This window comes from Micromonospora sp. NPDC005305, assembly GCF_040607315.1.
In the GTDB taxonomy this organism is placed as follows: Bacteria; Actinomycetota; Actinomycetes; order Mycobacteriales; family Micromonosporaceae; genus Micromonospora.
In genome coordinates, this window is the sequence record NZ_JBEXGL010000015.1 from 1 (window position 1) to 16,851 (window position 16,851).

Below are 16,851 nucleotides of genomic sequence, written 5' to 3' on the forward strand. Positions count from 1 at the left end.
GCCGATCTCCGGCCTGGCGCCGGCGGTGCGCGCGGCGGTGCGGCTTCGGCTGCTCGCCGCGAGCGCGGCCGGGGTGGCGGTGGTGGTGGCCCTCGCCGCGCTGCTCGCCCCCGTGGTGGCCGGCCGGGTGGACGACCGGCCGGTCGACCCGCGCCGCTACGTCGAACCGCCGCAGGTGGAGTCGCTGGATGAGAACCCGCTGATCCGGATCTCCGGGTGGGCGCTGAACCCCGACCAGAAGCTGCTCGACGTGCGCACCGAGGCTGGCGCCACGGACGCCGGGCCGCCGCGGATCCGGCTGGCGGTGCTCAGCGACTACGACGGGGTGACCTGGCGGGTGGGGGCGACCTACCGGAACGCCGGGCGGATCCTGCCGGCCACCGATCCGGCGCCGGGCACCGCCACCGAGCCGGTACGCCAGGACGTCACCGTGGCCGACCTGACCGGTCGGCTGCTGCCCGCCGTGCCGACGCCACGCGAGGTGACCGGCGCGCGGGTGGCGTACGACCCGGCGACCGGGACGCTGATCCGGCCGGAGGGGCTGGCGCCGGGGCTGCGGTACACGGTCGCCTCGGTGCGGGACCAGCCGGACCTGAACCTGCTGGGCACGGCCAACGTGCCGGCCGGCGACGCGGTGGCCCGGGTGCTGCGGGTCGCCGACGGGGCCCCGGAGCAGATGCGCCGGCTGGCCACCCAGCTCGCCGAGGAGAACGGCGCCCCGTACGCCCGGGCCAGCGCGATCGCCGACTTCCTGGCCGAGCACTACCGGGTGACCGCGGACGCGCCGAGCGGGCACGCGTACCCGAACCTGGGGTTCTTCCTCTTCGGGCCGCGCAACGGCGGCGGGCAGCGCGGCACGTCCGAGCAGTTCGCGGCGTCGTTCGCGGTGCTGGGCCGGCTGGCCGGCCTGCCCACCCGGGTAGTGGTCGGCTTCGAGCCGAAGGCGGACGGCCCGGTCCGGGCGGCCGACGCCTACGCCTGGCCGGAGGTGCTGTTCGAGGGCGTCGGCTGGGTGCCGTTCGACCCGATGCCGCGCCCGGACGAGGAGCCGCGCCCGGTGGAGGAGGACTTCCGGCCGAAGCCGGAGGACCCGCCGCCGTCCGAGGTGCCCGCGCCGACCGTGGAACCCACGGCCACGCCGCCGGCGGCGGCCGCCCCCGACCGGCGCGGCGGCAGGGCCGGACCGGGTACGCCGGTGCTGCTCGGCGGTGGCGTCGGCGCTCTGGTGCTGCTGCTCGGGGCGCTGCTGCTGACCCTGGCCACGCTGCGCCGGAACCTGAGCCGGGGCCGGTTGGCCCACGGTGACCCGGGCCGCCGGATCGCCGGCGCCTGGCGGGAGGTGACCGACGCGCTGCGACTGGCCGGCCACCCGGCGGGCGCGGACCTGGCGGCGGCGGAGGTCGCCGACCAGGCCCGCCGCACCCTCGCCGAGGCGCAGGCCGGGCAGGTCCCGGTGGCCGCCGAGGTGGACGAGCTGGCCGACCTGCTCAACCAGGTGGCGTTCGCCCCCGGCACGGCCACGCCGGCCCAGGCCGACAGGGCGGAGGCCGTCGCCACCGCCTACGTCACCGCCCTGCGGGCCACCGGCTCCCGCTGGCGTCGCCTCCGGTGGACCGTCCACCCCGGCCCGCTGCGCTGGCGCCGCTGACCCACGGCCTATGCGGGCGACTTCCCTTGCGGGCGAAAGCCCCGGTGTCAAGCCGGGTCGTAGGGATCCCGGGCAGCGAGTGCCTCAGCCTCCGACAACCCGAGGCGGCCGGCGGCCCGCCGCCGCACCCGGACCTGGGCGCGCGTCCGTGGCCGGAACTTCGGCTCCCGCGAACACCCGCACACCTCGAAACCCTCATAGCGCAGCCCCGCCCCGAGAACAGCCGCGACCGCGGCCCACCCGGAGTCGTTCCGCCGGCGCGGCGCCGCGAAGTCGTGCCCGGCGAAGACCATCGGCTGCCGGCACGACGTACAGGGGTGGGTCGCGTCGTCCCAGGCGTACTTGTGACTGCGACGGCACGGCACACACACGTAGTGGACCTTGTAGATGGTCTCGGAATACCGGCACACATCCGCATGCTAGGGCATGCCCGCGTAGCGGAGCGGGAGCGGAGGTCGAGGCCGGCGCCACGCCCCGTAGGTCAGGACGGCAAAGATGCCCGGGCGGCGATCACCTGGGTGACACTACTGACCGGCCGCGCGCAGCTTCCGGACGAGTTTGCGCAGGCCGGCCTGCCAGCCGTCGGGGTCCTCGGCGCGGCGGCGGGCGTAGCCGGCGACCTCCGGGTGCGGCAGGATGAGGAACCGCTCCTCGGCCAGCCCGGCGATGGTCGCGTCGGCGACCTGGTCGGGGGTGAGGATCGCGCCGGAGGCGGCGACCACCCGGGCGCCCAGGTGCCCCTCGGCCAGGCCGCCGGCGAGCATCGGGGTGTCCACCCCCTGCGGGCAGAGCGCGCTGACCCGGACGCCGGCGTCCCGGTAGGTGATGGCCACACCACCGCTGTGCCCGGCGTCCACCCGGACCGTGCCATCCTCAGGGGTGTAACGGACCGGCGAGGCCGACCGCCGCGTGTTTCGTCGCCGTGTACGGGGCGTCGCCGACCGCGGTGAGCACGCCCGCCGCCGAGCAGGTGAAGAGGAGGTAGCCCTGGCCGCGGCGGAGCATGGCCGGCAGCGCGGCCCGGGCGCTGTGCACGTGCCCCAGCACGTTGACCCGCCAGGCGCGGTCCCAGTCGGCGTCGGGCGCGTCCACTCCCCCGCCGGTGGTCACCCCGGCGTTCGCGCAGAACAGGTCGATCCGGCCGTACCGGCGCTCGGTCTGGTCGACCAGCGCCCGCACCTGCGCCTCGTCGGTGACGTCGAGCGCGACGCCGTGCGCCACCGGCCCGATGCCCTCGGCCACGGCGCGCGCCGCCTCGGCGTCGAGGTCGGCCAGGATGACGGCGGCGGCGCCCTCGGCGACGAAGCGGCGGCCGAGCGCCGCCCCGATGCCGCCCGCCCCGCTGGTGATCACGGCCACCCGGTCGGTCAGGTTCATGAGCCCGCCTCCCCGCCGGTCGGGCCGAGCCGCGGCAGCAGATCGCCCCAGGCGGTCGCGCCCCCGGCGGTCAGCTCCGGGGTGGGCAGCAGCGCCAGGACGGGCACGTCCACGCCGTGGTCGGCGTACCGGCGGGCCCGGGCGACGCACTCCTCGGGCGAGCCGTGCAGGATCAGCGCGTCGACCACGTCGTCCGGCACCGCCGCCGAGGCGCCCGCCGGTCCCCGGCGGCCCACGCCTCCCACATCGGACCGAGGCTGTCCTGCCGCCCCAGCCAGCGGTGGAAGGCCGCGTACGCCGGCACGGTCAGGTAGCCGGTGATCAGCCGGTGGCCCAGCGCCCGGGCGTACGTGGCGTCCTCGCTGGGGTTAACAACGGCTGGCGTGCCGGTGGTCCTTAGCGACGTCTAGCGCGCTATAGTTGCTGTCGTGAATTTGAAGGAGTGGGCGGCGGCAACTGGTATCTCGTACGTGACCGCGCGGCGGCAGTACGCGGCCGGGTTGCTGCCCGTTCCGACGTATCGACTCGGCCGGCTCATCATGGTCGGCGAACCGGTGACGGGCGCGGCCCCGGACGCCGGGCAGGTGGTGGTGTACGCCTGCGTGTCGTCCGCCGAGCAGGAGCCGGATCTGGACCGGCAGGTCGCCCGGGTCACGATGTGGGCGACCGGACGGCACCTGGGCGTGGATCGGGTGGTGACCGAGGTCGGCTCGGCGCTCAACGGGCATCGCAAGAAGTTCCTGGCGCTGCTGCGCGACCCGGGGGTGGCCACGATCGTGGTCGAGCATCGGGACAGGTTCGCCCGCTTGGGTGCCGAGTACGTCGAGGCCGCTCTCGCCGCGCAGGGCCGCCGCCTGCTCGTGGTCGACCCCGCCGAGGTGGACGACGACCTGGTGCGTGACGTCACCGAGATCCTGACGTCGCTGTGCGCCCGCCTGTACGGCCGCCGCGCGGCGGCGAACCGCGCCCGCCGTGCTGTCGAGGCAGTCACCGAGGCCACGTCGTGAAAGGGATCCAGGCGTACCGGTTCGCCCTCGACCTCACCCCGTCGCAGCAACGCGCGGTGCTCGCGCACGCCGGGGCCGCCCGGGTCGCCCACAACTGGGCGCTGGCCCGGGTGAAGGCGGTGATGGGCCAACGGGCAGCAGAACGCACCTACGGGGTGCCAGAGGAGTTGCTGACCCCGGCGGTGTCGTGGTCGCTGCCAGCCCTGCGGAAAGCATGGAACGCCGCCAAGGAAGACGTCGCGCCGTGGTGGCGGGAGTGCTCGAAGGAAGCATTCAACACCGGCCTCGACGCGCTCGCCCGCGCGCTGAAGAACTGGTCGGACTCCCGCGGCGGCAAGCGGGCCGGCCGCCCGGTCGGTTTCCCGCGGTTCAAGTCTCGCCGCCGCACCACACCGAGGGTGCGGTTCACCACCGGCACACTCCGGGTCGAGTCGGACCGTAAGCATGTGGTGCTGCCCCGGCTGGGACGGTTGAAGCTACACGAGTCCGCCCGGAAGCTGGCCCGGCGTATCGACAACGGCACCGCCCGGATCATGTCGGCCACCGTTCGGCGTGACGGCGGCCGCTGGCATGTGTCCTTCTGCGTCGAGGTTGAACGGGTCGTTCGCGTACCGGCCCGTCCCGACTCGACGGTCGGTGTCGACGTCGGCGTCAAGCACCTCGCCGTGCTGTCAACCGGCGAACTGGTGCCGAACCCACGCCACCTGGGTGACGCCCAGCGCCGCCTTCGCAAACTCGGCAGGTCAACGTCGCGTAAGGCCGGCCCGGACCGGCGCACCGGCCAGCGCCCTTCGAACCGCTGGCAGCGCGCCTCTGCCCGGCTCGGTCGGGCCCACGCCCGCGTGGCGAACTTGCGCCGCGACCGCCTGCACAAGCTCACCACCCAGCTCTGTCAAGAGCACGGCGCGATTGTGGTGGAAGACCTCAACGTCGCCGGAATGCTGCGCAACCGGCGCCTGGCCCGGCACATCGCCGACGCCAGCTTCGGCGAGCTACGCCGGCAACTCACCTACAAGACGCAGTGGAACGGCGGCCGGCTATTCATTGCCGACCGTTGGTATCCATCGAGCAAGACGTGTTCGGCTTGCGGCGCGGTGAAAACCAAACTGGCCCTGTCCGAACGCACCTACACCTGCCAGACATGCGGCCTGACCATAGACCGCGACCATAACGCCGCACTCAACCTGGCCGCTCTCGCGGCCCAGTTCGACACCGCCGGGAGTGGCCCGGTGGCAGCACGTGGAGCCGACCAGAAGACCCGCGTACGCGGGCAGGTGGCAGTGAAGCGTGAACCCGGCACCGCCACAGCGGGTCAGACCGGGACCGTCTCACCGCAAGGCGAGACTACCGATCGTGTGCTCACTAGAGCGCACTGAGAGGTAACGGCAGACGAAGATCCGGGCGGCGGCGACCTCGAACCCGGGGCGGCGCTCGCCCAGCTCGGCCAGGGCGGTCGGCACCTCGTCGGCGGCCAGCCAGTTTAGGATCACCCCGTCGGCCTCGGCGGCGGCGAGCCGCAGCACGCCCGGGCGCAGCGCGGCCAGCAGCACCGGCGGCGGCACGGTCGGCGGGCGTTCCAGGGTGAACCGCCGGACGGCGAAGGTGTCTTAGGCCTCGTCGACGGTCTCCCCGCGCAGCGCGGCGCGCAGGAAACGCAGCACGTCCCGGGTGCGCCGGAGCGGCTCGTCGAAGGGCACCGCGTTCCAGTCCCGGACGAGCACGGGTGAGGAGGCGCCGATGCCCAGCGCGAAACGGCCCGGCGCGGCCTCGGCGAGGGCGGCGGCGCTCATCGCGAGCAGGCCGGGCCCCCGGGTGAAGACCGGGGCGATCGCGGTGCCCAGCCCCAGCCGCGGTTCCCAGGCTGCGGCGAGCGCCAGCGGGGTGAACGCGTCGGTCCCGGCGACCTCCGACGACCAGACGTCGGTGAAGCCGGCCCGGTCGAGCGCCGCGTAGACCGTGGCGTGGTCGGCGAGCCCGACGCCGGCCAGCGGCACGGTCATGCCCCATCGATTCGTCACCGGTCGATCGTGCCCGGTCGCCGTGGCCGGGGGCAAGATCCGACCGGCGGCTCCCGGTCGCGACGCGCGCAGCCGCAGGGGTGATGCGGCCGGGACCCGGCGCTGCCGCCCGCAAGAGGTGCTACGACTGCCAGATGGGGTGGACCGGGCTCGGGAGGCGGCGGTGAGGATTCCGGAGCCGACCGCCCTGGTCCCGTCGGGCGGCGGTCCCCACCGGGCGACGTTCCTGGAGCTCTTCTTCGACCTGGTGTTCGTCTTCGCGCTGACCCGGATCTCCGCCCGTGCCTTCGAGGACCTGGCGCTGGAAGGGGGCAAGAGCGGCTGGACGGCGGTGACCGGGGGCGGCAAGACGCTGCTGTTGTTCCTGGCGCTCTGGGCGGTCTGGCAGGGCACCGCCTGGACCACGAGCCGCTACGACCCGTACCACATCTGGTTGCAGGTCATCGTGATCATCGCGCTGGTGGGCAGCATGGTGATGGGGGTGGCCATCCCCCGCGCGTTCAGCTCCATGGGGCTGGTGTTCGCCGCCGCGTACGTGGTGGTGCAGGTGAGCCGCCCGGCGATCCTGCTGCTGACGCTGCGCCGGCTGCAGCACCGCCGGCTGAAGCTGCGCATGCTGATCACCTTCAGCGTGACCGGGGTGCTCTGGCTGACCGGCGCGGTGCTGCCCACCGACCCGCGGGTGACGCTCTGGGCGCTGGCGCTCCTGCTGGAATACCTGGCGTCCCGGTTCGGCTGGCCGGTCCCCGGGCTGGGCCGGTCCACCGTCTCCCGCTGGGACATCCACGGGGAGCACCTGGCCGAGCGCTACCAGCAGTTCTTCCTGGTCGCGATCGGCGAGACGATCCTCATCGCCGGGCTGGCGTACAGCCGCGCACCGGAGAGCGCCGCCCGCACCGCGGCCTTCGCCGCCGCGCTGCTCACCTCGGTGCTGCTCTGGCGGATCTACGTGCAGCGGGCCGGGCGGATCCTCGGCGAGGCGGTGACCCGGGCCGCGCATCCCGCCACCATCGGCCGCTCCGCCGCGGACACCCACCTCATCATGGTGCTCGGCGTGGTGGCCACCGCGATCGGCTACGAGCTGGTCAACGAGCACCCCGCCGGCCACAACCAGGTCGGCTGGCTCGCCATGATCCTCGGCGGTCCGGCGTTCTTCCTGCTCGGGCGGGCGCGCTTCGAGTACGAGGTGTTCGGCCGGGTGTCCCCGTCGCGCTGGGTGGCCGTGCTCGTGCTGGTACTGCTCATGCCGGTGCTCAAGCCCCTGGTGCCGCTGACCGCGGCGATCGCCACCCCGCTGGTCGCGGCGATCGCCGCCCCGCTGGTGCTGCTCGGGGTGGCGGTGGCCGACGCCCGCCGTGCCTGGGGCCGCCCACCGGAGGAGGCGGCCCCACCGTTCTGACGGGACCCGTCGGGGCCGCTGACGCCCCTTCCCCGACGTTACGATCCGCGGGTGACCTTCTCGATCGTCGCCCGCTCCGCCGACGGGCTCGTGCACGGCATCGCCGTGGCCAGCAAGTTCCTCGCGGCCGGGGCGCTGGTGCCGGCCGCCGAGGCGGAGGTCGGCGCGCTCGCCAGCCAGGCCCACGCCAACCTGGCGTACCGGTCGCAGGGGCTGGCGATGCTGCGCACCGGGGTGGCCGCCGCGGACGTCGTGGCCGGCCTGATCGCCGCCGACCCCGGCCGCGACGACCGGCAACTCGGCGTGGTGGGAGCGAAGGGCGACGGCGCCACCTGGACGGGGCCGCGCTGCCACCCCTGGGCGGGCGGCCAGTCCGGCGACGGTTGGGCGGCGCAGGGCAATATCCTGGCCGGGCCGGAGGTCATCGACGCGCTCCGGGAAACCTGGCTCGGCAGCGCCGACCTGCCGTTCCCGCAGCGGCTGCTGGCCGCCCTCGCCGCCGGCGACCGGGCCGGCGGCGACCGGCGCGGCCGGCAGAGCGCCGCCCTGTTCGTGGTGCGGCGGCACGGCGGCTACGCCGGCACCGGCGACGAGCTGGTCGACCTGCGCGTCGACGACCACCACGACCCCGTCGCCGAGCTGGGGCGGCTGCTCGACATCCACACGCTGCTCTTCGGCACGCCCGACCCGGCCACCCTGCTCGACCTCACCGGGCCCGTCGCCGACGAGGTGGCCGCGCTGCTGGTCGCCGCCGGTCACCCGGTCGGCCCCGCCGGGGTGGAGGAGGCGCTCGACGCCTGGGCCGGCGTCGAGAACCTGGAGGAGCGCATCGTCCCCGGCCGGATCGACCCCGTCGTGCTGGACCACCTGCGCCGCACCACCTCGCCGGCCGCCGGCGCCTGACCATCGCCGAGGAGAACGCAGCTCCGCGTTGCCCGCGGGGCGGGGCAGCAAGCCGTAAGGGCTTCGCAAGATTTCGCGCTTCGTCGCCCGTCCGGTGCGCGGCTACCCTGACACGCGGAGGGGGGCCTGCCGGTGCCGCATCGGGTGCTGGTCGTTGACGACGACCGGACGATCAGCGACGTGGTGTGCCGTTATCTCGAGCACGCCGGCTACCAGGTGGACCACGTCGAGGACGGTGCCGCCGCCCTCGCCGCGGTCGCAGCCGCGCCGCCGCATCTGGTGGTGCTCGACGTGATGCTGCCGGTGCTGAGCGGGCTCGAGGTGTGCCGGCGGTTGCGGCAGCGGCCCAACCCCGTGCCCATCGTGATGCTGACCGCCCGCGGTGACGAGGCCGATCGGATCCTGGGCCTGCAACTGGGCGCGGACGACTACGTGAGTAAGCCTTTCTCGCCGCGTGAGCTGGTGCTGCGGGTGGGCTCGGTGCTGCGCCGGGCCGGCGGTGACGCTCTGGCCTCGGCTGTCGAGGTGCTCACCGACGGCGGTCTGGTCGTGCAGACCGGTCCCCGGGTGGCCCTGCTGCACGGCCGGCAGCTGGCGCTCACGCTGCGCGAGTTCGATCTGCTGGCACACCTGATGCGTCACCCGGCGCGGGCGTTGGGGCGGGCGGAGCTGCTGGAGCAGGTGTGGGGCTGGCACTTCGGCGACCAGTCCACCGTCACCGTCCACGTGCGTCGACTACGGGAGAAGATCGAGGCAGACCCCGCCGATCCACGGCGGATCGTCACCGTCTGGGGTGTCGGCTACCGGTACGAGCCGGTCGATGGGTGACCTCGCCCTGATCTTCGGCGTGGCGCTCGGGGCGGCCGGTGCCGTGGCGCTGGTCGGTGCCGGCGCGCTGCGGCTGCTGCGCGTCCGGTCGATCACGTCACACATCTCGGTTCTGCTGGCGATGACCGTCGGCGCCGTCGCGGCGGGCGTGTCGGTGGTCGCCGAGGCGATGTTCCTCTCCCCGCACGACCTGGAGGTCGTTCTCATCACGGTCTGCGCCGCCGCGACGGTCTCGCTCGCGGTCGGCTGGCTGTTCGGGCGGCGGCTCGCCGCCGCGGCGGTCTGGGCGGACCAGGCCCGCGAGCGGGAACGGCGGATCGAGAAGGGACGCCGGGATTTGATCGCCTGGGTGTCGCACGACCTGCGCACGCCGTTGGCCGGGCTGCGGGCGATGGCCGAGGCGCTGGAGGACCGGGTGGTCGCCGACGTGACCACGGTCGGCGAGTACCACCGCCGGATCCGGGTGGAGGCCGATCGGATGACCCGGCTGGTCGACGACCTGTTCGAGCTGTCGCGGATCGACGCCGGGGCACTGCGGCTGTCGCTGTCGGCGGTGCCTCTGGGCGATGTGGTGTCGGACGCCCTGGCCGGGGCCGCGCCGCTGGCGGAAGCCCGCCGGATCCGGCTGGTCGCCGGCGAGTCGGGCTGGCCGGTGGTCACCGCCAGCGAGCCTGAGCTGGCTCGGGTGGTTCGCAACCTGCTGCTCAACGCGATCCGTTACACCCCTGAGGATGGCACGGTCCGGGTGGACGCCGGGCACAGCGGTGGTGACGCCTGGTTGGCCGTCGCCGACACCTGCGGCGGGATCCCGGAGGCGGACCTGCCACGTCTGTTCGAGGTGGCCTTTCGCGGCGAGCCGGCCCGTACCCGCTCGGCCGACGGCGGCGTGGAGAGTTCGGGCGGGTTGGGGCTGGCGATCGTGCACGGCCTGGTCAAGGCGCACGGTGGCCGCGTGGAGGTTCACAACGTGACCGGTGGCTGCCGGTTCGTCGTCCGGCTGCCGCTCGCCGCCTGAGCCACGTGCGTCAGGCGCGGCGCGGATCCGACCCTACGAGGTGGTGAGCTCGGCGAACCAGCGGTGGCCGGCAGGAAACACCTCGCGGACGGCGAGCCCGGCCGCGGCGGCGGGGGCGTGCACCGCCAGAGCGTCCAGCCGCGCCCAGCGGAAGCTTGGTCCCCGGTGTCGGCCGGACACCACGTGCACCTGCCCCTGCCAGGTCCCGGTCCCCGGCGGCTCGAGCTCGACCAGCACCGTGCCGGCCGGGCGCAGCAGCCGCCGACACCGGCGCAGCAACTTTCCGGGATTCCCGCCGATGCCAATGTTGCCATCCAGCAGCACCACGTGCTCCCACCTGCCCTCGGCCGGCAGCGGCGCGAACAGATCGGCCCGAACGGCGACCGCGCCGCGGGCCCGGGTCAGCGCGACCGCCCGGGCCGAGACGTCGACGCCGAGCGTGGTCACCCCGGCGCGCGTGAGCGCCAGGGTGACCCGGCCCGGGCCGCAGCCCAGGTCCAGCGTCGGGCCGGCGCAGCGGGCCAGCACCGCGGCGGTCGCCGGCTCGGCGGGCCCGTGCCACCGCTTTACCGGCAGTCGGCGGCGGGTTCCGTCGGCGTGCACCAGCCAGTGCGTGTCGACGTCGGGGTGGCGCAGCACCGTGCCGAAGCCGCTGACGGTCGGATCGAACGAGCCGGCGGCCGGCCGCCGGACAACATCGGTCATTGCCGGCCCCCGGCCACCGGGGTGCCCCGCACTGCCGCGACCTCCCGGGCGAAACGGCCGGTCGGGACCAGGTCGGCCACCGCGAGCGCGTCGGTCCAGTCGTCCACGTCGCGCAGCACCGGCAGCGTCGCGATCCGCAGGCCGCGTCCGGCCAGCGCGGCCCGGGTGAGCCGCCCGGTGTCGGGGGTGGACATCGGCACCTCGCGCAGTGCCGTCGCCCGCCGGGGGTCGTGCAGGCCCAGCGCCCACCAGCCGCCGTCCGCGGCCGGGCCGAGCACCGCGTCGGTCCCGGTCGCGGCCAGCCGGCGTACCGCGGCGGCCAGCCGTGCCGCGGTGAGCTGCGGGGTGTCCATGCCGATCTGGAGCACCGGCCGTCCCGGGTACGCGGCGGCCACGTCGGCGTGCGCGTGGGCGAGCCGATCGGCGAAATCGTCCCCCCGCTGGGGCAGCACCGGCCAGCCGGCGGCCGCGGCGGCGAGGTCCAGCCCGTCCTCGGCGTCGGCGAACCGGCCGGCCAGCGCCAGCACCGGGACGACGCCCGGGGTGGCGGTGACGGCGTCGAGGGTGTCGCGCAGCGCGGCGGCGGCGATCCGGGCCGCCTGCGCGGGCTCGGCGGGCGGGCAGAGCCGCGTCTTGACCGCCCCGGCCACCGGCGCCTTGGCCACCACCAGCAGGACGGTCACCGCCGGCCGTCCACGCTGCGCAGCACGGTCAGGAAGTCCCGCGTGGCGCGGACGGTGCCGCGGACCGAGCCGGACACCTTGGAGCGGGTGCCGGCGGCGCGCGGCGCGTAGCGGACGTCGCGCTCGTGGATGCGCCAGCCGGCGGCGGCGGCCCGGATCATCAGCTCCAGTGGATAGCCGAAGCCACGGTCGGCGACCCCGAGGGCGAGCAGGGCCTCCCGCCGGGCCACCCGGATCGGGCTGAGGTCCCGCAGCGGCACCCCGCGCTGTCGCAGCAGCGCGGCGACCAGAGCCGTGCCCGCGCGGGCGTGCCACGGCCAGACCCCCGCGGACACCGGCCGCCGCCGGCCCACCGCCAGGTCCGCGGTGCCGGCCGCCACCGGGGCGACCAGGGCGGGAAGCTCGCCCGGGTCGAACGATCCGTCGGCGTCGAGCACGCAGACCAGATCACTCTCGGCGTGTTCCAGGCCGGTGTGCACGGCCGCGCCGTAGCCGCGGCGGCCTTCGCGGACCACCCGGGCGCCATGCCGGGCGGCCACCTCCGGCGAGCCGTCCCGGGACCCGTTGTCCACCACGATCGCCCGGTAGCCGGGCGGCAGGGCGGTCAGCACGCCGGGCAGGGCGGCGGCCTCGTCCAGGCACGGCAGCACCACGTCGATCTGTGTCCGCATGCCGTCGACGCTAGGCCCGCCGGCACCTCCGACGGCCCCGATCGTGCTTACGGAACCCTTACCGGCCAGCCAATTCTTACCGTCCGGTGACGGCTGGCGGTTCGGCCGCCCAGGCCCCCCGGCAGGCCGTATCGTCCGGTCGTCATGAGACCCGCAGCCGCCGTCCGCCCGGCCCCCGTCACGGCCCGGGACATCCCGGGGAACCGGGGCGACCTGCTCGTGCTGGCCGTCGAGGGGGTGCTGCTCGTCGCCGCGGTCGCGGTGGGGCTCGCGCTCAACCGGCGCGGCGTCGGGCTGCACGCGGACGCCGCGCCGCTCTACGCGACCTGGCGGCCCCATCTCGGTTGGGGCACGCCGCTGGCGGTGCTGGTCGCCGTGGTCGTGCTCGGGCCGGGCCTGCGCTGGGCGCGGACCGCCCGGTGGGGTCCGCTGCTGGCGGCCGGCTGGCTGGCCGCGGTGGCCTGGACGCTGTCGCTGGCGCTGATCGACGGCTGGTCGGCCGGGCTGGCCCGGCGGCTCACCGCGCAGGCGGAGTATCTGCACGAGGTGCCCGGTGTCGCCGACATCCCCCGGATGCTGGCCGGCTTCACCGACCGGATCCTGGACTTCCAGCCCGACTCCTGGTCCACCCACACCGCCGGACACCCGCCGGGCGCGCTGCTGGTCTTCGTCTGGCTGGACCGGGTCGGCCTGGGCGGCGGCGCCGCGGCCGCGCTCTGCTGCGTGCTGGTCGGCGCGACCGCCGCGGTGTCGGTGCCGGTCACCCTGCGCGCGCTGGGCGCCCCCGAGGCGGCCCGGGCGGTGCTGCCGTTCCTGGTGCTGCTGCCCGGCGCGGTCTGGCTGGGTGCCTCCGGCGACGCCGTCTTCACCGGCGTGGTCGCCGCCGGACTGGCGCTGCTGGCGGTGCGCGGGCCGCTCGCGGCGCTGGCCGGCGGGCTCCTGCTCGGCTTCGCGCTGCACCTGTCCTACGGGTTCGTGCTGGTGGGAGCGCTGGCGCTGGTCGTGCTGGCGCTGCGCCGCGACCGCCGCCGGGCCGCGCTGCTCGCCGCGACGGCCGGCGTCGCGGGCGTCACGGCGCTGTTCGTGCTGGCCGGTTTCCGCTGGTGGGAAGGGTACGACCGGGTGGTCGAGCGGTACTACCAGGGCTGGGCGACCGACCGCCCGTACGCCTACTGGGTCTGGGCGAACCTGGCAGCTCTGCTGCTCTCCGCCGGGCCGGCGCTCGGGCCGGCGTTGCGCCGGGCGACCCTCGCGGCCCGCGCGAACGCGGGATCCCTGGGCGACGGCGGGAAGCCAGTCAAGCGGGCGACCGCGCTGGGGCCGACCGTCCTGCTACCGGCCGCCGCCGCACTCGCGGTTGCCGCCGCCGACCTGTCCGGGATGAGCAAGGCCGAGGTGGAGCGGATCTGGCTGCCGTTCGCAGTCTGGTTGCTGGTCGCCGCGGCACACCTGCCCCCGCCGACCCGCCGCTGGTGGCTGGCCGCCCAGGCGCTCACCGCCCTCGCCGTCAACCACCTGCTCCTCACGGTCTCCTGACCACCGCCCGCCGGTCGGGTCAGCCGACCAGGGCGGCGGGTTCGCGCAGCGGGTCGGTGGCGAAGGCGGTCACGCCGTCGACGAAGCTGACCCGGGCGGTATAGGCGAGCAGGTCGCGGGCCCGGGTGGGGTCGGCCACGACGTGCCGGACGTCGGCGACACGCGCGCCGCCGAGCACCTCGGGATCGGGCCCGCCCATGGCCCGGGCCAACGCGGTCGCCAGGTCGCCGACGGTGTGCGGCTCGCCGGAGCAGATGTTCACCGGGACCAGCCCGTCCGGCGTGGGCGCGGTGAGCGCCAGCAGGTTGGCCCGGGCCACGTCGGTGACGTGCACGAAGTCGCGGCGCTGCCGGCCGTCCTCGTACACCCGCGGCGGCCGGCCGTCGGCCAGCGCCGAGCGGAACAGCGAGGCGACCCCCGCATAGGGGGTGTCGCGGGGCATCCGCGGGCCGTAGACGTTGTGGTAGCGCAGCGCCCACACCCCGCCCCCGGTCTGCCGGGCCCAGGCCGCGGCGTAGTGCTCCTGCGCGAGCTTGCTGGCCGCGTACGTGCTGCGCGGCTCCAGCGGGGCGTCCTCGGGCACGAGGGCCGGGTCGAGGCCGGCCCCGCAGGCCGGACAGGTCGGGTCGTAACGGCCCGCGGCGAGGTCGGCGGGCCGGCGCGGGGCGGGCCGGACCACGCCGTGCCGGGCGCAGGTGTAGCGCCCCTCCCCGTAGACCACCATCGAGCTGGCCAGCACCAGCCGGGACACCCCGGCCCGGTGCATGGCGGCGAGCAGCACCGCCGTGCCGTGGTCGTTGTGGCCGGCGTAGCCGGGGGCGTCGGACGGGTCCAGCCCGTGCCCCACCATGGCCGCCTGGTGACAGACGGCGTCCACCCCGGACAGCAGCCGGTCCAGCAGCGCGGCGTCGCGGACGTCGCCGACCACCAGGTCGTGCGGCCGGCACCACTCCGGCGGCGCGCCGCCGTGTGCCTGGGGCAGCAGCGCGTCCAGGCAGACCGGCTGGTGGCCCTCGGCGGCCAGCAGGTCGGCGATCTGCGATCCGATGAAGCCGGCCGCGCCGGTGACCAGTACCCGCATGCGGCCAGGCTAGGGCACCGCGCGGTCCGGTCTGGCCGGTTTGGGCCGGACGTCAGCGGTCCGTAAGGGACGAGCGTAAGCGTTCGGTAATGCGGCAAACCGGGACCGGCCGGCGGGTGCCGCGTCTAGCGTCTGGCGGGGAACGCAAGCTCCACAGGGTAGGAGGAGACGTGTCCGCTGGTCCGGGTCCGCACGACCCGCCGTCCGCCGTCCCGGCGAGGCTGTGGCGCGGGCTGGCCCGGCACCGGCCGCCCGGGGTCGACGCCCTCGACCGGGCCTGGCGCAGCCCGGTACGCGGGCCCTGGCTCACCTCGGTGCTCGGCGCCGTGCTGCTGGCCACCCTGCCCCTGGTGATCGTCACCGGGCTGCTCGACTGGATCGCCTACGGGCCCCGCCTCGACCAGGCGTTCCCCCGGGACGTGGGCTGGCTGCACCCGCCGGTGTTCGACTGGCCCACCCGGCCCGCCTGGCTGTTCCGCGTCACCCAGGGGCTGCACGTGACCCTCGGCATCGTGCTGGTGCCGGTGGTGCTGGGCAAGCTCTGGTCGGTGGTGCCCAAGCTCTTCGACTGGCCACCGGCCCGCTCGGCCGCCCAGGTGCTGGAGCGGCTGTCGCTGTTGCTGCTGGTCGGCGGCATCCTCTTCCAGACGGTCACCGGCCTGCTGAACATCCAGTACGCGTACCTGTTCGGCTTCGACTTCTACACGGCGCACTGGTACGGCGCCTGGATCTTCACGGCCGCGCTGGTCACCCATGTGGCGATCAAGCTGCCCCGGCTGGTCAGCGCGCTGCGGGGACCGGGCTTCGCGCGTACCCCGTCGGGGCGGACCGGGCCGGAGCCGGCGGATCCGGACGGCCTCGTGGCCCGGCGGCCCGGGCCGGCGACGATGAGCCGACGCGGGGTCCTGGCCCTGGTCGGCGGCGGTGCGCTGCTGCTCGCGGCGCTGACCGTCGGGCAGAGCGTCGACGCGCTGCGTCGCACCGCGCTGCTCCTGCCGCGCGGCCGCCGCATCGACGGCGGCCCGACCGGCTTCCCGGTCAACCGCAGCGTGGCCGCGGCCGGCGTCACCCCCGAGCAGACCGGGCCGCGGTGGCGGCTCACGCTGCGCGCGGGGAACCGCACGGCGGCCCTGGACCGGGCCCGGCTGCTCGGCATGGCGCAGCACACGGCGACCCTGCCGATCGCCTGCGTGGAGGGCTGGTCGACCGCGCAGACCTGGACCGGCGTCCGGCTGCGTGACCTCGCCGGACTGGTCGGGGCGACCGATCCGGCCACCGCGCGGGTGCGGTCGCTGGAGCGTGCCGGCCTGTTCCGCGAGGCCGTCCTGCACGGTGGCCAGGTGACCGACCCGGACGCGCTGCTCGCCCTGCGGGTCAACGGCGTCGACCTCAGCCCCGACCACGGTTTCCCGGCGCGGATCATCGTGCCCGCGTTGCCCGGGGTGCACTGCACCAAATGGGTGGCGGAGATCGTGTTCGATGGCTGACCTCCGGCGCGCCTACGGTGCCGCGCCCTGGCACGCGCTGCTCCTGGCCGGCTGCTTCGCGGTCACCGGGTGGATCGCGCTGCGGCTGGCCGGTGAGGCGTCGGCCGGCCGGATGCTGCTGTGGTTCCTCGGCGCGGTGATCGCGCACGACCTGGTCCTCTTCCCGGTGTACGCGTCACTCGACCGGGTGGTGCGCCGCGCTCTGGACCGGGGCGGCAACCCGTCGCCGCTGAACCACGTCCGGGTCCCGGCGCTCGGCGCCGGGCTGGTGTTCCTGGTCTACCTGCCCGGGATCCTCGGACTCGGCGACGTCACCTACGTCTCGGCGACCGGCCTGGCGCCCCGGGCCATGCTCGGCCAGTGGCTGGTGGTCAGCGGCGTGCTCTTCGCCGCCAGCGCGCTGATCTACGCGGGGCGCCGGTTCGGCCGCCGCAGGCCGTGAGGCCGGGCCGGTCGCCGAGCCGGGCCGGTCGCCGACGAGATGGCCCTGCGG

Annotated in this window: 14 protein-coding genes and 3 pseudogenes; 10 read left to right on the forward strand and 7 right to left on the reverse strand. The window is 75.4% G+C overall.

Going from position 1 to position 16,851, the window contains the following annotated elements:
• Window positions 1-1,648, forward strand: a 1,648-nt coding sequence (locus tag ABZS80_RS23070; RefSeq protein ID WP_355058863.1) for a DUF3488 and transglutaminase-like domain-containing protein, incomplete at its 5' end; no start/stop codon positions are given.
• A 524-nt stretch (window positions 1,649-2,172) separates the two neighbouring features.
• Here ABZS80_RS23070 and ABZS80_RS23075 read toward each other — a convergent pair.
• Window positions 2,173-3,025 (reverse strand): annotated as a pseudogene (locus ABZS80_RS23075) (SDR family oxidoreductase).
• Window positions 3,022-3,398: pseudogene (locus ABZS80_RS23080) on the reverse strand (LLM class flavin-dependent oxidoreductase); the annotation flags it as partial. The pseudogenes ABZS80_RS23075 and ABZS80_RS23080, both read right to left, overlap by 4 nt.
• 55 nt (window positions 3,399-3,453) lie before the next feature.
• Here ABZS80_RS23080 and ABZS80_RS23085 point away from each other — a divergent pair.
• Both ABZS80_RS23085 and tnpB read left to right on the forward strand, forming a co-directional pair.
• Window positions 3,454-4,032: an IS607 family transposase gene (locus ABZS80_RS23085; protein WP_355058865.1), complete on the forward strand. Its 579-nt coding sequence runs from the start codon at window positions 3,454-3,456 to the stop codon at window positions 4,030-4,032.
• Window positions 4,029-5,408, forward strand: a complete 1,380-nt coding sequence (tnpB, locus tag ABZS80_RS23090; protein ID WP_355058867.1) for an IS607 family element RNA-guided endonuclease TnpB — start codon at window positions 4,029-4,031, stop codon at window positions 5,406-5,408. Before ABZS80_RS23085 ends, tnpB begins: the two co-directional genes overlap by 4 nt.
• A gap of 9 nt (window positions 5,409-5,417) precedes the next feature.
• On the opposite strand, the pseudogene ABZS80_RS23095 reads toward tnpB, so the two are convergent.
• A pseudogene (locus tag ABZS80_RS23095) lies at window positions 5,418-6,032 on the reverse strand (LLM class F420-dependent oxidoreductase); the annotation flags it as partial.
• A gap of 181 nt (window positions 6,033-6,213) precedes the next feature.
• On the opposite strand from ABZS80_RS23095, the gene ABZS80_RS23100 reads away from it, so the two are divergent.
• From ABZS80_RS23100 to ABZS80_RS23115, 4 genes are all read left to right on the forward strand, one after another.
• Window positions 6,214-7,449, forward strand: coding sequence for a low temperature requirement protein A (locus ABZS80_RS23100; RefSeq protein ID WP_355058869.1), 1,236 nt, complete (start codon window positions 6,214-6,216; stop codon window positions 7,447-7,449).
• Between the two features lie 51 nt (window positions 7,450-7,500).
• The gene (locus ABZS80_RS23105; protein WP_355058871.1) at window positions 7,501-8,352 is read left to right on the forward strand and encodes a DUF1028 domain-containing protein; all 852 of its coding nucleotides are present in this window, start codon (window positions 7,501-7,503) and stop codon (window positions 8,350-8,352) included.
• A gap of 132 nt (window positions 8,353-8,484) precedes the next feature.
• Window positions 8,485-9,180, forward strand: a complete 696-nt coding sequence (locus tag ABZS80_RS23110; protein WP_355058873.1) for a response regulator transcription factor — start codon at window positions 8,485-8,487, stop codon at window positions 9,178-9,180.
• Window positions 9,173-10,195, forward strand: coding sequence for an ATP-binding protein (locus ABZS80_RS23115; RefSeq protein ID WP_355058875.1), 1,023 nt, complete (start codon window positions 9,173-9,175; stop codon window positions 10,193-10,195). Before ABZS80_RS23110 ends, ABZS80_RS23115 begins: the two co-directional genes overlap by 8 nt.
• A gap of 33 nt (window positions 10,196-10,228) precedes the next feature.
• Here ABZS80_RS23115 and ABZS80_RS23120 read toward each other — a convergent pair whose 3' ends face one another.
• The 3 genes from ABZS80_RS23120 to ABZS80_RS23130 are packed head-to-tail and all read right to left on the reverse strand — an operon-like array spanning window position 10,229 to window position 12,254.
• On the reverse strand, window positions 10,229-10,900 hold the full coding sequence (locus ABZS80_RS23120) for a class I SAM-dependent methyltransferase (RefSeq protein WP_355058876.1): 672 nt from the start codon (window positions 10,898-10,900) through the stop codon (window positions 10,229-10,231).
• On the reverse strand, window positions 10,897-11,583 hold the full coding sequence (locus ABZS80_RS23125) for a DUF2064 domain-containing protein (protein WP_355058878.1): 687 nt from the start codon (window positions 11,581-11,583) through the stop codon (window positions 10,897-10,899). Before ABZS80_RS23125 ends, ABZS80_RS23120 begins: the two co-directional genes overlap by 4 nt.
• A complete protein-coding gene (locus ABZS80_RS23130; protein WP_151463320.1) occupies window positions 11,580-12,254 on the reverse strand; it encodes a glycosyltransferase family 2 protein in 675 nt (224 codons plus the stop codon). The genes ABZS80_RS23125 and ABZS80_RS23130 overlap by 4 nt, the downstream gene beginning before the upstream one ends.
• Before the next feature lie 144 nt (window positions 12,255-12,398).
• Here ABZS80_RS23130 and ABZS80_RS23135 point away from each other — a divergent pair, with 144 nt between their 5' ends.
• Window positions 12,399-13,790, forward strand: a complete 1,392-nt coding sequence (locus ABZS80_RS23135) for a hypothetical protein (RefSeq protein WP_355058880.1) — start codon at window positions 12,399-12,401, stop codon at window positions 13,788-13,790.
• A gap of 19 nt (window positions 13,791-13,809) precedes the next feature.
• On the opposite strand, the gene ABZS80_RS23140 is transcribed toward ABZS80_RS23135, so the two are convergent.
• Entirely contained in the window at window positions 13,810-14,871 is a 1,062-nt protein-coding gene (locus ABZS80_RS23140; protein ID WP_355058882.1) for an NAD-dependent epimerase/dehydratase family protein, read from the reverse strand.
• Between the two features lie 170 nt (window positions 14,872-15,041).
• Between ABZS80_RS23140 and ABZS80_RS23145 the strand changes: the two genes are divergently transcribed.
• Together ABZS80_RS23145 and ABZS80_RS23150 are read left to right on the forward strand one after the other, a co-directional pair.
• Window positions 15,042-16,358, forward strand: coding sequence for a molybdopterin-dependent oxidoreductase (locus ABZS80_RS23145; RefSeq protein ID WP_355058884.1), 1,317 nt, complete (start codon window positions 15,042-15,044; stop codon window positions 16,356-16,358).
• Window positions 16,351-16,800, forward strand: coding sequence for a hypothetical protein (locus tag ABZS80_RS23150; RefSeq protein ID WP_355058886.1), 450 nt, complete (start codon window positions 16,351-16,353; stop codon window positions 16,798-16,800). The genes ABZS80_RS23145 and ABZS80_RS23150 overlap by 8 nt, the downstream gene beginning before the upstream one ends.
• Window positions 16,801-16,851 lie beyond the last annotated feature (51 nt).

What these genes read in the sequence shown, in the direction of transcription:
- ABZS80_RS23115 (WP_355058875.1), top strand. Translation starts at nt 9,173, where the DNA reads ATGGGTGACCTCGCCCTGATCTTCGGCGTGGCGCTCGGGGCGGCCGGT.
- ABZS80_RS23120 (WP_355058876.1), bottom strand. Translation starts at nt 10,900, where the DNA reads ATGACCGATGTTGTCCGGCGGCCGGCCGCCGGCTCGTTCGATCCGACC.
- ABZS80_RS23130 (WP_151463320.1), bottom strand. Translation starts at nt 12,254, where the DNA reads ATGCGGACACAGATCGACGTGGTGCTGCCGTGCCTGGACGAGGCCGCC.
- ABZS80_RS23135 (WP_355058880.1), top strand. Translation starts at nt 12,399, where the DNA reads ATGAGACCCGCAGCCGCCGTCCGCCCGGCCCCCGTCACGGCCCGGGAC.
- ABZS80_RS23140 (WP_355058882.1), bottom strand. Translation starts at nt 14,871, where the DNA reads ATGCGGGTACTGGTCACCGGCGCGGCCGGCTTCATCGGATCGCAGATC.
- ABZS80_RS23150 (WP_355058886.1), top strand. Translation starts at nt 16,351, where the DNA reads ATGGCTGACCTCCGGCGCGCCTACGGTGCCGCGCCCTGGCACGCGCTG.